This is a genomic window from Bradyrhizobium sp. PRIMUS42 (assembly GCF_023006515.1).
Lineage (GTDB): Bacteria > Pseudomonadota > Alphaproteobacteria > Rhizobiales > Xanthobacteraceae > Bradyrhizobium.
This window is the reverse complement of sequence record NZ_JALBGZ010000068.1, coordinates 1-15,317: the sequence shown is the minus strand read 5'-3', so window position 1 is coordinate 15,317 and position 15,317 is coordinate 1. Positions and strand designations below refer to the sequence as shown.

Here is a 15,317-nt window from a genome sequence, read left to right as displayed (position 1 = left end):
CGCGCTTGCGCCGGTTCGCCGCCGAGCCGGAGCAGGACAATGGTCTCGGCACCGGTGGGCTCGACCATCTCGACCGGCGCGGTGATTACAACCGGCGCGCTCACGGCGCCGGAGAACGCGCGGTCCCCCTCGGCAATACACTCTGGCCTGATCCCGAACACCACCTCGCGGCCGAGATAGGGTGCCGCCGCATCGTAGCCCTGCAGACGAAGGCGAACCTCGTCCGGCCGCCCGGCGCCGATCACGACCATCGGCCCGTCGCTGCCTGCCTCGAGCCGGGCCGGCATGGTGTTCATCGGCGGCGAGCCCATGAAGCGCGCCACGAACAGATTGGCGGGGTAGCGATACACCGTATCCGGATCGGCGAACTGCTGCACCACGCCGCGATGCATCACGGCGATCCGCGTCGCCATCGTCATCGCCTCGATCTGGTCGTGGGTGACGTAGACGATGGTGGCGCCGATGCGCTGGTGCAGCCGCTTGATCTCCATCCGCATCTCCACGCGCAGCTTGGCGTCGAGGTTAGAGAGCGGCTCGTCGAACAGGAAGAGCAGGGGATCCCGCACCAATGCGCGCCCCATCGCCACGCGCTGGCGCTGGCCGCCGGAGAGCTGCGAAGGTTTGCGTCCGAGCAGCGGCTCGATCTGGAGCAGCTTCGCCACGTTCGCGACCGCCTTCTCCTGCTCGGCCTTGGCTACGCCTCGGCATTCCATGCCGAAGGTGATGTTCTGGCGTACCGTCATCGATGGATAGAGCGCGTAGGACTGGAACACCATGGCGATGTCGCGATCCTTGGGCGGGATGTTATTGACCACGCGTCCGCCGATCTCGACTGTCCCTGCGCTCGGATGATCGAGCCCGGCAACGATGTTGAGCAGCGTGGACTTGCCGCACCCGGATGGCCCGACAAGCACCGTGAACTCGCCGCTTTCGATGTCGAGATCGACGCCCTTCAGCACCTCCAGATTGGCGTAGCGCTTCGACAGAGTGCGAATGCTCAGTGCCGCCATGATGGCCTCATCATTTCACGGCCCCGGCGGTGAGGCCTCGCACGAAGTACCGGCCGCCGAGGACATAGATCAACAAAGTGGGGAGCGCTGCGATGATCACCGCGGCGCTCTGCACGCCATGCTGCGGGATGTCTGCCACCGCGGCAGATAGCGCGATGAGAGCGGCCGTGACCGGCTGCTGCTGGCCGCTCGTGAACGTCACGCCATAGAGGAATTCGTTCCAGATATGCGTGAACTGCCAGATCACGGTGACGATCAGGATAGGCGGCGACAGCGGCAGGATGATGCGCCAGAAAATGCGAAAGAACCCGGCGCCGTCGATCCGCGCGGCCCTGATCAGTTCATGGGGGATGGCGACATAGTAGTTCCGGCAGAACAGCGTGGTGAAGGACAGCCCCTGGATGGTGTGGATCAGCACGAGCCCCGCCAGCGTGTTGATCAGACCGATGTCCCGCAGCACGATGGTCCAGGGCAAGAGGCGCATCTGCTGGGGAAGGAAAAGGCCAAGCGTCACGATTCCGTAGATCCAGTTGTCGCCGCGAAAACGCCAGAGCGACACCGCGTAACCCGCGACCGCACCGAGTAAGGTCGAGAAGATCGTCGCGGGAATCGTGACCAGCGCGGAGTTCAGCATGTACGGCCGGATGCCGGCGCAGGTCTCGGCGACGCAAAAGCCGCTCCAGGCCGCGGCGTAGTTGCCCCAGGCCAGATGTTGCGGCCAGCCGATCATCGAACCTTGCGCGATCTCCTCGTTGGTGCGGAGCGAGTTCAGGACGACGACGGCCAGCGGCGCGAGCCAGGCCACAGCGATCAGCAGGACGATGAGGTAGATCAGGATCCGGCTTGGTGCGAAGCCCCGCTCACGCATGGCTCGCCCGCCGCCGCTGGAGATATCGCCACGCCGCATAGGGCAGCAGGACCGCGAGGAGAATGAGCAGCATGAGCACCGCCGCCGCCGCGCCTCGGCCGAGCAGGCTGCGCTGGAACATCAGGTCGTAGACGACGAGGGCGGGCAGCTGGGTCGCAATTCCCGGCCCGCCGTTGGTGAGCGCGCGGACGAGATCGAATGTCGAAATCGCGAACTGCAACTGGATCACGACGACGGTGATGGTGATCGGCCAAAGCGACGGCAGAATGATGCGTCGGTACATCCGGATCGGTCCGGCGCCATCAATCTGCGCGGCCTTGACGATGTCGCCGTCGACGGACCTGAGGCCGGCAAGGAACAGCGCCATGGCAAAGCCGGAGGATTGCCAGATCGCGGCGATAACGATGGTCCAGATGGCCATGTCGCGGTCGATCAGCCAGTCGAACTTGAAGGAGGTCCAGCCGAGGTCGTGGACGAGCTTCTGGATTCCAAGGCCAGGATTGAGCAGCCAGCTCCAGACCGTGCCGGTGACCACGAACGACACCGCGAGCGGGTAGAGGAAGATGGATCGCAGCACGTTCTCGCCGCGAATGCGCTGATCGAGCAGGATCGCAAGGACGAGGCCGGTCGCCGCGCTCAACACCACGAAAGAGATGCCGAACAGCAACAGATTATCGAAGGCGATCTGCCAGTTCCGCGATGCCGCGACCGCCGAGTAGTTGCGCAATCCCACCCAGCCCGCAACAGGGACGAGGGTGGATGGCGTGAACGAGATCCAGATCGTCCACAGCGAGAACGAGACGAGGTGCGCTGCGGAGAGCAGCAGCGGCACCCAGATCATCAGATATTCGGGCAGCCGGCGCACCCATTCAGGAAGCGCCGGTCGGCCCGGTCTCATCGCAGCGGCATTGCTCAACGTGAGCCCTCGACGGCCTCGGCGAGGCGCGTGGCCGCCTGCTCGGGCTTGATCGTCTTGTTCTTCACGTACTCCGTGATGACGTCGATCATCGCGGCGGTCATGCCGTTTTCCTGCGCCATATTGTGCGCAAGGCTCAGGACTGCCTGATTGCTGGCAATAGCCTCCTTCAGAGCTGCGCCGGTTCGCCGTTGACCGTCCGACCAGCCTTCACCGGACAGATCGACATCGGTACGCACGGGGATCGATCCCGTGATCTGCGAGTACATGGTCTGGATCGCCGGATCCATGACGAGCTTGGCCATCAGGGTCTGGCCGGCTTGCAAGTCCGCCTCCTTGCGCTGCCAGAAGATGAAGGCATCTGCATTCAACAGGAAGACCGGCTTGCTGTTGTCGCTGGGGCCCGGCGCAATCACGAAGTCCTCGAACTTGAAGCCGGCGTTGCGCAGGACGCCTTGTGCCCAGCCGCCCATGATCATCATGCCCATGTCGCCGTCGATGAAGCGCTTCAAATTGGTCGAGAAGTGCTGGGCGCCGACGTTGGGATCCATCCAGTCGGCGATCTTGCGCACTTGCGCGAACGCAGCCTTGATCTCGGGACCCTCGAGAGCCTTCTTCTCGAGGTTCATGATGGCGGCGCGGTAAGCGAGAGGACTGATGCCCGCCAAGGCGGCCTCGAACTTTTGTCCGTCGTCCGGGCGGGTCCCGCCGTTGGCGATGGGATAGGCGACACCGCCCGCCTTCATCTTTTCGGCGAGATCGTTGAAGTCAGCCCAGGTGACGGGGATCTTGTCGGCTTTGGCCTTGTCCATGGCGCGCTTGGACAGAAACAGCATGTTGGTGCTGTAGATCTGCAGCGGCAGTGCGATCCATTTGCCGCCCGGCTTGTGCAGTTTCGCAAGGTCCGGCGCGACGACCTTCTCGTAACCGGCGGCAGCGACAAGGGCATCGAGATCGACGGTCGGGGCAATCTTCGACCACGCCGCAATCTCGGGGCCCTTGAGTTGCGAACAGGCCGGCGGATCGCCGGCCATGATCTGCGCCCGCAGCTTGTTCATCATCTCGGTGGTGAACCCGGGCACGGGCGAATGCTGCCAGACGCCGCCCTTCTCCTCGAATTTCTTGCCGAGCGCCGTAATGGCCGCGCCATCGCTGCCTGCGGACCATTGCGAGATCACGGTCAGGCGCGGTTTGGCCGCGCCTTGCGCGCGGGCAAATGCCGGCAGTGCGAGCGTGGCAACGGATCCAGCGAGCAGACGGCGCCTTGTTGTTGTGATCGGCATGGCAGTTCCTCCCGGTGTGAAATCTCGGCGCGTGTGGGGCCGTGCAGGCTCAGCGCATGTCAGGCCGCCTCCGTCGATGCCGCGGGCATCCCGCCGCGGCTGGCGAGACAAAAGGCGGCGAAGGCAAGTGCAGCCTGCGGATCGTTGCCGGTCGATGGCGGCACGAAGGCGAGGGACACCTGCGCCAATTTGCGACCGCCCAGCAGACAGGCGTCCAGTCCTTCGACCACGGCGTTGCGATCGTCGTCGGCGAGAAGCGACGGCCAGCCGCTGATCGCAACGCCGCCGCACGGCTTCACGTTCAGCGTGTTGCCGATCGCAAGGCCAAGCCGGAACAAGCGCCGGCGCAGCTCCTGGCGCACGCGCGAGGCGAGCGGGATCCTGTTCACCCATTCGCTGCCGAGCTGGAGCAATTCGGCTTCGGCAACGCCGAGAAGCTCGGCAAGGGCAGGAAGCGACGTGTACGCCTCGACACAGCCATTGTGGCCGCAGCGGCAACGCGGCCCGTCGGGACCGAACACCATGTGGCCGAGCTCGACCGGCTGAAGGTTGTCGGCTTCGGTTGGATCATCCATCCAGGCGCCGGCAACGCCGTGGCTGACGAAAACGAACAGATGGGTGTCGCTGAACGGATAATTTTCCGCGCGGCAGCGGTGAAAGGTGGCGTGCGCGACGACCGAATTGGTGAACTCGAGCCGCACGTCGGCGAACATCTCGCCGAACATGTCCCTGATACGCCCGACATCGCAGGGAATGATCGGATTGGCCGATATGCTGAGACGGCCGAGGCCGGGAATCGAGACGCCGATCTGGGAGAGGGTGATCCGGCGGCGCCGCGTCCAGTCGCGCAACAATGTCATGGCTTCGCGAAACGCCCGGCCGACGGTCTCGACGGTCGGCGTCTTCGGTAGCTTCACACGCTCGGTGTAGTGCAGTTTGCCCGACAGGCCGCCGACGCCGACGCTGAGCCGTTGAGCGGTCAGCTCGAAGGCCGCAAGCGCGACCGAGCCATCGAGCGACACGAGACCGGTCGGGCCGCCGACGTAAGGGGCAGGGCGCCGCACTTCCTCGATCAGGCCTTCGGACTTCAGGTCAAACAGGATGCGCGACAGGCTCGCCTCGGACAGGCGCACGGCCTTGGCCAGAGGCGGACGAAACGAGCCGCCCGACTGAAGCAGATGAGTCAAAATGGCAGCGCGCGTCTGCCGCCGACTTCTCGGCTGCTCCGGCATTTCCATCCCTGTGGTCATTCTTACTTAGTGTAAGAATGCGCGCGGAGGGTTTCGACTGTCAAGCGTTCGCTGCCACATGCAGGGACTTGTTGTTGTGCGCGGCAGCAAGCGTGGAGCGGTACGATCGGTCTCGTAGAGTGGGCAAAGCGAAGCGTGCCCACGATTTCGTACCTGTCGCGGACAGGTGGTGGGCACGCTGCACTTTGCCCACCCTACAAGCGCACAAACAAAAACGGCGCCATCTTGCGATGGCGCCGTTTCGTTGGACACTTCCGTTCGAACTTACTTGCGATCCTTGATCGCGACATAGTCGCGGCGGGTGACGCCGGTGTAGAGCTGGCGCGGACGGCCGATCTTCTGCTGCGGGTCCTCGATCATCTCGCTCCACTGGCTGATCCAGCCGACGGTGCGGGCGACCGCGAACAGCACGGTGAACATCGAGACCGGGAAGCCCATCGCCTTCAGCGTGATGCCCGAATAGAAGTCGACGTTCGGGTAGAGCTTGCGGTCGATGAAGTACTGGTCGCTGAGCGCGATCTTCTCGAGCTCCATCGCCACCTTCAGCATCGGATCGTCGCCATGGCCGGTCTCCTTGAGCACGGCGTGACACATCTTCTGCATGATCTTGGCGCGCGGATCGTAGTTCTTGTAGACGCGATGACCGAAGCCCATCAGGCGGACTTCAGAGTTCTTGTCCTTCACCTTGGCGATGAACTCGGGGATATTGTCCACGGAGCCGATCTCGGCGAGCATCGCGAGCGCGGCTTCGTTGGCGCCGCCGTGCGCCGGGCCCCACAGGCAGGCGATGCCGGCGGCGATGCAGGCGAACGGGTTGGCGCCGGAAGAGCCGGCGATACGCACCGTCGACGTCGATGCGTTCTGTTCGTGATCGGCGTGCAGGATGAAGATCTTGTCCAGCGCGTCAGCCAGCACCGGGTTGATCTTGTAGTCCTCGCAGGGCACGGCGAAGCACATGTTGAGGAAGTTCTCGGAGAACGAGAGCGAGTTCTTCGGATACACGAAGGGCTGGCCGACCGTGTACTTGTAGGCCATCGCGGCCAGCGTCGGGATCTTCGCGATCATGCGCATGGAAGCGATCATGCGCTGCTTCGGATCGTTGATGTCGGTGCTGTCGTGATAGAACGCGGCGAGCGCGCCGACCGAGGCCACCATCACCGCCATCGGATGGGCGTCGCGGCGGAAGCCCTGGAAGAAGCGGGCCATCTGCTCGTGCACCATTGTGTGATGGATCACGCGGTCGTCGAAATCCTTCTTCTGCGCGGCGGTCGGCAGGTTCCCGTAGAGCAGGAGATAGCAGGTCTCGAGGAAGTCACCGTTCTCGGCGAGCTGCTCGATCGGGTAGCCGCGGTATTCCAGCACGCCCGCGTCGCCGTCGATATAGGTGATCTTGGACTGGCAACTCGCGGTGGAGGTGAAGCCGGGATCATAGGTGAACAGGCCGGACTGGCCGTAGAGCTTGCCGATATCGACGACATCAGGCCCGACGCTGCCGCTATGGATCGGGAGATCGTAGTTCTTGTTTCCGACCGTCAGTGTAGCGGTCTTATTGCTCGGTTTTGCGTCCATCGTTGGTCCCCGATGAAATGTGAAACGGGCCGGAGCCGGAGGCCCCTTTGCGAGATGATGGGGCAGGCCGGATGTTCCAGAAGGTACGGGGGAGATGGGTATATTATTGCTGTGTGCGCTGCAAGATACCCCACGCATGGTCGACTTACGTCGTAGACTGGTCCTTAAGCCGGGCGAGGCTCACCTGGCGTCCCAGAACGTCCAAAACCTCAAATATACCAGGCGACGTCGTCCGTCCGGTCAGCGCCGCCCGCAAGGGCTGGGCGACCGCGCCGAGCTTGAGACTATTTTCCTCGGTAAAAGCGCGCAGGGCGGCTTCCGTGCTGGCCCCGCTCCACGTCTCGACTTTCTCGAGCGCGGAATGAAGCTGGCCGATCAGCTTGCGGTTCTCTTGTGTCAGCAGCGCCTGCGCCTTGGGATCGAGCTCCAAGGGACGGTCGGCGAAGATGAAATAGGCGCTGTCGATCAGCTCGATCAGCGTCTTGGCGCGCTCCTTCAGAGCCGGCATGGCTTTGAGGAGTTGCGCGCGCGTGGTGTCGCTTAACTTGGCCTTAAGCTCGTCGCGGCTGGGCACGAGATGGTCGAGCACGTCCTCGAACATCTTCACGAGTGATTGATCGTCGGCGTGGCGGATGTAATGGCCGTTGAGATTTTCCAGCTTGGCAAAATCGAAGCGGGCAGCGGCCCGGCCGACGCTGGCAAGGTCGAACGCCGCGATCATCTCCTCGGTCGAGAAGATCTCCTGGTCGCCATGGCTCCAGCCGAGCCGGACGAGGTAATTGCGGAGCGCGGCCGGCAAATATCCCATGGCGCGGTAGGCATCGACGCCCAGCGCGCCATGCCGCTTGGACAGCTTCGAGCCGTCGGGGCCGTGGATCAGGGGAATGTGGGACATGCTCGGCAGAGCCCAACCCATCGCATCGTAGATCTGCTTCTGGCGGGCCGCGTTGATCAGATGGTCGTCGCCGCGGATCACGTGGGTGACGCCCATGTCGTGGTCATCGACCACCACGGCGAGCATGTAGGTGGGGTTGCCATCGCCGCGCAGCAGGACGAGGTCGTCGAGGTTCTCGTTCTGCCAGACCACGCGGCCCTGGACCTGATCCTCGATCACGGTCTCGCCGGTCTGCGGCGCGCGCAGGCGGATCGTCGGTTTGACGTTGGACGGGACCGTCGCGGGATCGCGGTCGCGCCACATGCCGTCATAGAGGCGGGTTCGCCCTTCCGCACGCGCTTTCTCGCGCATGGCGGCGAGCTCCTCGGCGGTCGCGTAGCAGCGATAGGCCTTGCCGTCGGCGAGCAGCTGCTCGGCGACCTCGCGGTGGCGCGCGGCGCGGCTGAACTGGTAGATGACCTCGCCGTCCCAGCCGAGCTCCAGCCATTTCAGGCCGTCGAGGATGGCGCCGATCGCGGCCTCCGTGGAGCGCTCCCGATCGGTGTCCTCGATCCGCAGCAGCATCTTGCCGCCATGCTTCTTCGCATAGAGCCAATTGAACAGCGCCGTGCGGGCGCCCCCGATATGGAGGAAGCCGGTCGGCGAGGGGGCAAAGCGGGTGACGACGGAATCGGTCATTCTTGGCAGGGCCTATGCATTGGAGGCGGTGGTGTATAGCAGGAACGGGACATAAACAAAGCCCGTCGGCGGACCTGCCAGGCCTTGCTTAAGCTCTTGGCTCAGCCTTCCGAATTTGGCAGAAGGGCCGCTGATTTCCCGACAGGATTTTCGTAATGACAGAACCGGTGGCAGCTGAGGTTGGGCGCGATTTCATTCGTGACATCATCCAGGCCGACCTCGATCAGGGCAGGTACCGGGAGATCGTGACCCGGTTCCCGCCGGAGCCGAACGGTTACCTGCATATCGGCCACGCCAAGTCGATCGCACTGAATTTCGGCATCGCCCAGGAGTTTCCGGGCCGCTGCCACTTGCGCTTCGACGACACCAATCCGGTCAAGGAAGAGCAGGAATATATCGATTCCATCCAGGCCGACGTGCGCTGGCTCGGCTTCGACTGGGGCAAAAATCTGTTCTTCGCCTCGGATTATTTCGAGCGCCTGTACGAATGGGCGGAGCAGCTGATCCGCGACGGGCTCGCCTATGTCGACGACCAGACCCAGGAGGAAATCCGCACCTCGCGCGGCACGCTGACCGAGCCGGGCAAGAACTCGCCGTTCCGCGACCGCAGTGTGGACGAAAACCTCGACCTGTTCCGGCGCATGAAGGCCGGTGAATTCCCGAACGGCGCGCGCGTGCTGCGGGCCAAGATCGACATGGCCGCGGGCAACATCAATTTGCGCGATCCCGTGCTCTACCGCATCCTGCACGCGCACCATCCGCGCACCGGCACCAAATGGAGCATCTATCCGAGCTACGATTATGCGCACGGCCAGTCCGATGCGATCGAGGGCATCACGCACTCGATCTGCACGCTGGAGTTCGAGGACCACCGGCCGCTCTACGACTGGTTCATCGAGAAACTGCCGGTGCCGTCACAGCCGCACCAGTATGAATTCGCGCGGCTGAACCTGACCTACACGCTGCTGTCCAAGCGCGTGCTGACCCAGCTCGTCCGCGACGGCCATGTCGCAGGCTGGGATGATCCGCGGATGCCGACCATGGCGGGCATGCGTCGCCGCGGCGTGCCGCCGGCTGCCTTGCGCGAATTCGTCAAGCGCATTGGGGTTGCGAAAGCCAACAGCGTGGTCGATGTCGGCATGCTGGAGTTCTGCATCCGCGAGGAGCTGAACCGCACGTCGCAGCGGCGTATGGGCGTGCTGCGGCCGCTCAAGGTGGTGATCGAGAATTATCCGGAAGGGCAGACCGAGGAACTCGAGGCGATCAACCACCCGGATGATCCCAGCGCGGGCACGCGAAAAATCACGTTCGGCCGCGAGCTCTATATCGAGCAGGACGACTTCATGGAGACCCCGCCGAAGAAGTTCTTCCGCCTGTCGCCGGGCAACGAGGTGCGGCTGCGCTACGCCTATTTCGTCAAGTGCACCGGCGTGATCAAGAACGACAAGGGTGAGGTGGTGGAGCTGCGTTGCACCTACGACCCCGCGACCAAGGGCGGCAATGCGCCCGACGGCCGCAAGGTCAAGGCGACCATGCATTGGCTGCCGGCGGCGGCGTCCGTGCCCGCGGAGATCCGCATCTACAACCAGCTGTTCGCCAATCCGAGCCCGGACGCCTCGAATTTTGCAGCCGATCTCAATCCGAATTCTCTGGAGATCCTGTCCGACGCGCGGATCGAGGCATCGGTGGCCGAGAGCAATGCGACCGAGCCGATGCAGTTCGAGCGCCAGGGCTATTTCGTGCGCGACAAGGACTCCACGCCGGGCAAGCCGGTGTTCAGCCGCACCATCGGGCTCCGGGACACCTTTGCGAAGGAAGTCGCGAAGGGGTAGGGGCACGGGATGCAAGGGGAAGCCGACGATATCGTGTCCGCCATCATGGCGAAGTGGTCTGTCGGCTTTGGGAAGCTCGACGCAGCCGACATTGCTGCGCTCTACTCACGGAACGCTTTCTTCTTCGGCTCGAATCCACGGCTTTACCGCGGCCGGGAAGGCGTCGCGGCCTATTTCAATGGCTTGCCGCGCTGGCATTCGCCCAGCGTCACCTTCTCCGAGGTGATATCCGCGTGGGTCGCCTCTGACGTGATCAACATGGCCGCCATCGCCTCGTTCGACCTCGGCGAGGAAGGTCCGCCGCTGTCGGTGAAGATCACCTGGGTGATTATTCGCGAGGACGCCGATTGGAAGATCGTCAATCATCACGTCTCGTCGCGGGTCCCGATGATCTAGCAGTGGGGCTCTGCCCGTCCCACCAGGCGCGCGGTCGCCGCCCGCTAGATGTCGTAGTAGAGATGGAACTCGTAAGGATGAGGTCGCAGGCGGATCGGGTCGACCTCCTTCTTGCGCTTGTAGTCGAGCCAGGTTTCGATCACGTCGGCGGTGAAGACATCGCCGCGTAGCAGGAATGCGTGATCGCGCTCGAGCGCGTCGAGCGCCTGGTCCAGCGATCCTGGCGTGGACTTCACCTCCTTCGCCTCCGCAGGCGGGAGGTCGTAGAGATTCTTGTCGATCGGGCTGCCGGGGTCGATCCGCTTGTCGATACCGTCGAGGCCAGCCATCAGCATCGCCGCGAAGGCCAGGTAGGGATTGCAGGACGGATCTGGCGAACGAAACTCGACGCGCTTGGCGCGCGGATTCGGCGAATACATCGGAATCCGGCAGCAGGCTGAGCGATTGCGCTGGGAGTAGACGAGGTTGATCGGAGCTTCATAGCCCGGCACCAGACGCCGATAGGAATTCGTGGTGGGGGCGCAAAGCCCGCACAACGCCCAGGCGTGGCTCAAAAGCCCGCCGATGTAGTAGCGGCCGAGCTGGCTCAACTCGGCGTAGTCACCTTTGTCGTAGAACAGATTGGTCTCACCCTTCCAGAGCGATTGGTGAACGTGCATGCCCGAAGCGTTGTCCTCGAACAGCGGCTTCGGCATGAATGTCGCGGTCTTGCCGTGCTGATGCGCGGTGTTCTTCACCACGTATTTGTACATCATCAGGTTGTCGGCCATGCGGGTGAGGGTGGTGAAGCGCATGTCGATCTCGTTTTGGCCGCCGGTTGCGACTTCATGGTGATGGGCCTCGATCTGGATCCCCAGAGATTCCATCGTCAGCACCATTTCGGTGCGTAGCGCCTGCATGCTGTCGGTCGGGGGAACGGGAAAGTATCCCTCCTTCGGGCGCGGTTTGTGGCCGAGATTCGGCCCTTCCTCGGAGCCGGTGTTCCAGCTGCCTTCGCTGGAGTCGATTGCGTGCATGGCGTAGTTGATGCCCTGTGCGTAGCGCACCTCGTCGAAGACGAAGAACTCCGCTTCCGGGCCGAAATAGCTCGTATCGGCACGGCCGGTGCTCTTGAGGTAGGTTTCGGCTTTCTGGGCGATGTAGCGGGCATCCCGGCTATAGGACTGGCTGGTCACGGGGTCGCGGATGTTGCAGATGAGAACCAGGGTTTTGGCCGGACTATAGGGGTCGACGAATGCCGTCGTCGGATCGGCGACGACCAGCATGTCGCTTTCCTGGATCTCCTGGAAGCCTCGGATCGATGAGCCATCGAACCCAATGCCCTCATTGAGCGCATCGGCAGTCACCGCGCTCGGCGGGACGGAAAAATGTTGCCACATCCCCGGCAGGTCGGTGAACCGCAAATCGATCATCTGGACTTTCTCGTCCGTGATCGCCTTCACGAGGTCTTCGGCTGTCGTGCATTTCGCAACCATGGCTTCGCTCCCAGGTCAGCGTCCCGAGATCGCGTAGCCGCTCGGCCGCAACCTAGCGGCTCGCGACGGACTGTGGTCCACGTTCGGCGTTGTCGCCGCAGTCAGGCATGCTTCGCGCGACGGCAGTCAGCTTTGATGCGGCCCGCGCATCAGCTTCATCGCGTCTTCGATGTGCCGCCAGGTTTTTGCCAATTCGAGCTCGCCCTTCTGCTCGAGGTCGATGGCGTTTTGAGCGGCTTCCGCAATGGCCTTGGGGCCATGGGCTTCCAGCAACTGCCGCGCATAATCGTGGATTTCCATTTCTCGCATGGCGTCATCTCCCTCTTGTTCTGGGCGCGAACCGGGTGGGCCGAGAACGGCAGACATTGACACCTGTCAAGCGCCGATAGTCTGCATCCTGGTGCGCCGCACTTGCAAGGGCCCTTCCCAGGGCATGGGCGGCCGGATGGGGCGCCGGCTCCTGGTCGCGGCAACACAGCGCAGGACGGAGGGATGGTTCTTCACCGGTGCGCCCCCACATCAATACGAGAAGGGAGGTGAACATCATGCGCATCCAACATTGGCAAGACGCTGGTAGCCTGTTGGTGGGCGTGTGGCTGGTCCTGTCGTCCTTCGTCCTCGGCTTATCCGGGGCTGCTGTCTGGATCACCATCGCACTCGGGCTCGGCGTCATGCTGTTTGCCGTGGAAGCCTTTGTCGTCCCGTCCTACCTGGAAGAGTGGGGCGAAATGCTGCTGGGCCTGGCTCTGGTGCTGGCGCCTTGGTCCATTGGCTATGAGCCCGTATCGGCCACGGTCAGCAGCGTATTGTCGGGCCTATTGGTGATCTTGCTCGCTGCCTGGGAATTGATAACCGATCGCGACTTCAGTACCTGGTGGCACGATCACTGGCCTCACCGCGCCGGCTGAGACGAGAGGTTGCCGGCTCCTCTCCGACCGCCATCGGCTGGCGGCCGGAGGAGAGGTGATTACCGTTACGATGCGGTTCTGGGCTCGATCGGTTGCCAGATGCTGATCTTGCGAGTCTCCGGCATCAGGAAGACCGCAAGCACGAAGCACACTGCAGGCACCGCAATCGGGTAGATCAGCGCGTAGCCGATGCTGCCGGTCGCCGCGTAGGCCGCCGATGTGATGAACGGCACCAATCCGCCACCCCAGCCGTTGCCGATGTGGTACGGCACCGATACCGACGTGTACCTGATCCTGGCCGGAAAGTATTCCGCCAGGAATGCGCCGACCGGCCCGTAGACCATCCCGACGTAGCAAACGAGAATGAAGATGATGAAGATCGCGGTCGGATAGTTGATGTTGCCGGGCTGCGTGACCGTTCCCAGCCACAGATAGAGCGGATAGTACGTGATCGCAGCGAGCAGCATGCCGCCCAGGATCACCGGCTTGCGGCCGATATGATCCGACAGCCAGCCGAAGAAGATCAGGCTCGGGGTCGCAATCAGAAGTGCCGCTCCCACGATGTAGGCCGAGGTCACCGCATCCACCTTGGAGACCTGCTGCAGGAAGTACAGCGCCCAGAACTGGCCGCTGTACCAGACCACGCCCTGTCCGATCAGGACGATGATGGCGATCCCGATGTATTTGATGTTGGCGCTGAGGAACGCCTCCCTCCAGGGATTCCTGGTCATCTGCCCGCGAGCCTTGATCTCCTGGAAGATCGGAGTCTCCTGCAGTTGGAGCCGAATGTAGATCGCGATGGCCACCAGCAGGAAAGACACCAGGAACGGAACGCGCCAGGCCCATTCGTCGAAGACCTGATTGCCGAACCAGGTCCGTGTCAGGACGATCACGGCCAGCGACACCACGATGCCGAGAGTCGGAGAGGTCTGTAGCCAGCCGGTGTAGTAGCCGCGCTTGTCGTCCGGCACATGCTCCGCGACATAGGTGATGGCGCCGCCATATTCGCCGCCGAGGCACAGACCCTGGATCATGCGCAAGCCGAACAGAACGAACGCCGCCGTTAGACCGATGGACTGGTAGGTCGGGATCAACCCGATTGCCCCCGTACCCAGTCCCATTCCGCTCAGCGTGATGAGGAATGTATATTTTCGTCCGACCCTGTCACCCATCCATCCAAAGAGGAAGGCTCCCAGCGGGCGGATCAGGAAGCCCGCGGTGAACAGAGCGATCGTGCTGAGGAGGGCTGCAACCGGGTGGGATTGCTCGAAGAACTTGACCGACAGAACGGCGGCCAGGCTGCCAAAGATATAGAAATCATACCATTCGATGACGTTTCCCACCGATGCAGCAACGATCACGCGGCGGAAATCGTGCGGTACTTGAACTGCCATGTGCTGCTCCTATCGAATTCAAACGCCACTCCTCGCGCATTTCAGCGCCAGTTCGCTCGCGGAGTGCGTTTGGTGTGCGGCGCTACAGGCGAGAATTGCGAGTTGCGTCCGCAACGCCTGGTCTCAGAGGAACCTTGGACCACCTGAGAAGAGCTTCGGCGGCCTTCGGTACCGCGAGCTGTCACGACCTGGCCCGTCTGTGCGGGGGAGGCGTTGAGAGCAGTTTAATCCTGCCAAGGCCGGCCCCTTATGAGACTTTCGGCTCAATCGACCCGAACCGAGGCTGCCTCCGTCCAGAGACAGAACGGTCGCCCATCGCGCCGGGCGGTCGTGTCACGAATGAACGGAAAGGACCTCTCGGGCGTTGTGTGGGTCCCCAACGAGGAGCCCACCATGCAGAACATCGCAGAGCATATGGAAGTCATCGGCGCCGACGGCGTTCACATCGGTACTGTCGACAAGGTCGAAGGCAACCGTATCAAGCTGACCAAGAAGGACAGCGGCGAGGGCAGCCACAAGGGCCATCATCATTTCATCGACAAGGGCCTCGTCGCCGATGTCGAGGGCAACAAGGTCCGCCTCTCGGCCAAGGCCTCGGTGGCCGTGACCATGGAAGAGGAAAAGTAGGGCGCCTCCGAGCCCGTTCCTGATCCGTACCCTATTCGGCCAACTGCACGTTCCGGTAGCCTCTGGACCCATCGCGTCGCGTAAGGTGCAGGGGAATGGCGGAGCCGGGGCGGCCAGTGCGCTCCCAAGGTATAGCCGGGACGTGGCCCGTTGGCCGCGTTGCGCCCGCCGGCGGCTTTGTTCCGGCGGGCTTTGGCATCTGGCCCGCGATCGTCG

At 63.1% G+C, this 15,317-nt stretch carries 14 protein-coding genes; 4 read left to right on the top strand and 10 right to left on the bottom strand.

Translation table 11 applies throughout. The features are described from left to right. From MOV75_RS08960 to gltX, 7 genes are all read right to left on the bottom strand, one after another. A partial coding sequence (locus MOV75_RS08960) for an ABC transporter ATP-binding protein (RefSeq protein ID WP_246923063.1) occupies positions 1-1,010 on the bottom strand: 1,010 nt, incomplete at its 3' end. A 10-nt stretch (positions 1,011-1,020) separates the two neighbouring features. Then, on the bottom strand, positions 1,021-1,878 hold the full coding sequence (locus tag MOV75_RS08955; RefSeq protein WP_246923068.1) for a carbohydrate ABC transporter permease: 858 nt from the start codon (positions 1,876-1,878) through the stop codon (positions 1,021-1,023). Beyond that, positions 1,871-2,794 carry a carbohydrate ABC transporter permease gene (locus MOV75_RS08950; protein ID WP_246923072.1) on the bottom strand — a complete coding sequence of 308 codons (924 nt, stop codon included), beginning with the start codon at positions 2,792-2,794 and terminating at the stop codon, positions 1,871-1,873. The genes MOV75_RS08955 and MOV75_RS08950 overlap by 8 nt, the downstream gene beginning before the upstream one ends. After that, positions 2,791-4,077, bottom strand: coding sequence for an ABC transporter substrate-binding protein (locus MOV75_RS08945; protein ID WP_247005404.1), 1,287 nt, complete (start codon positions 4,075-4,077; stop codon positions 2,791-2,793). Before MOV75_RS08945 ends, MOV75_RS08950 begins: the two co-directional genes overlap by 4 nt. Before the next feature lie 59 nt (positions 4,078-4,136). Beyond that, positions 4,137-5,315, bottom strand: coding sequence for an ROK family transcriptional regulator (locus MOV75_RS08940; RefSeq protein ID WP_247005406.1), 1,179 nt, complete (start codon positions 5,313-5,315; stop codon positions 4,137-4,139). A gap of 276 nt (positions 5,316-5,591) precedes the next feature. Next, the gene (gltA, locus tag MOV75_RS08935) at positions 5,592-6,896 is read right to left on the bottom strand and encodes a citrate synthase (RefSeq protein ID WP_246923081.1); all 1,305 of its coding nucleotides are present in this window, start codon (positions 6,894-6,896) and stop codon (positions 5,592-5,594) included. Between the two features lie 145 nt (positions 6,897-7,041). Beyond that, positions 7,042-8,469 (bottom strand): glutamate--tRNA ligase, encoded by a 1,428-nt coding sequence (gene gltX / locus MOV75_RS08930; RefSeq protein WP_247005403.1) that lies wholly within the window; start codon positions 8,467-8,469, stop codon positions 7,042-7,044. 155 nt (positions 8,470-8,624) lie between these two features. On the opposite strand from gltX, the gene MOV75_RS08925 reads away from it, so the two are divergent. After that, positions 8,625-10,301 carry a glutamine--tRNA ligase/YqeY domain fusion protein gene (locus MOV75_RS08925; RefSeq protein ID WP_246923087.1) on the top strand — a complete coding sequence of 559 codons (1,677 nt, stop codon included), beginning with the start codon at positions 8,625-8,627 and terminating at the stop codon, positions 10,299-10,301. Between the two features lie 9 nt (positions 10,302-10,310). Continuing rightward, positions 10,311-10,697 carry a nuclear transport factor 2 family protein gene (locus MOV75_RS08920; protein ID WP_092181111.1) on the top strand — a complete coding sequence of 129 codons (387 nt, stop codon included), beginning with the start codon at positions 10,311-10,313 and terminating at the stop codon, positions 10,695-10,697. A gap of 44 nt (positions 10,698-10,741) precedes the next feature. On the opposite strand, the gene glnA is transcribed toward MOV75_RS08920, so the two are convergent. Beyond that, positions 10,742-12,172, bottom strand: coding sequence for a type I glutamate--ammonia ligase (gene glnA, locus MOV75_RS08915; RefSeq protein WP_247005400.1), 1,431 nt, complete (start codon positions 12,170-12,172; stop codon positions 10,742-10,744). A gap of 126 nt (positions 12,173-12,298) precedes the next feature. Next, on the bottom strand, positions 12,299-12,481 hold the full coding sequence (locus MOV75_RS08910; RefSeq protein WP_028171775.1) for a hypothetical protein: 183 nt from the start codon (positions 12,479-12,481) through the stop codon (positions 12,299-12,301). 236 nt (positions 12,482-12,717) lie between these two features. Here MOV75_RS08910 and MOV75_RS08905 point away from each other — a divergent pair, with 236 nt between their 5' ends. Next, on the top strand, positions 12,718-13,080 hold the full coding sequence (locus tag MOV75_RS08905; protein WP_060913116.1) for an SPW repeat protein: 363 nt from the start codon (positions 12,718-12,720) through the stop codon (positions 13,078-13,080). Between the two features lie 65 nt (positions 13,081-13,145). Here MOV75_RS08905 and MOV75_RS08900 read toward each other — a convergent pair whose 3' ends face one another. Beyond that, complete coding sequence (locus MOV75_RS08900; protein WP_247005398.1) at positions 13,146-14,474, bottom strand: MFS transporter; 1,329 nt, start codon at positions 14,472-14,474, stop codon at positions 13,146-13,148. Between the two features lie 393 nt (positions 14,475-14,867). Between MOV75_RS08900 and MOV75_RS08895 the strand changes: the two genes are divergently transcribed. Then, a complete protein-coding gene (locus MOV75_RS08895) occupies positions 14,868-15,101 on the top strand; it encodes a DUF2171 domain-containing protein (protein ID WP_194407912.1) in 234 nt (77 codons plus the stop codon). The last annotated feature ends 216 nt before the right edge of the window (positions 15,102-15,317 follow it).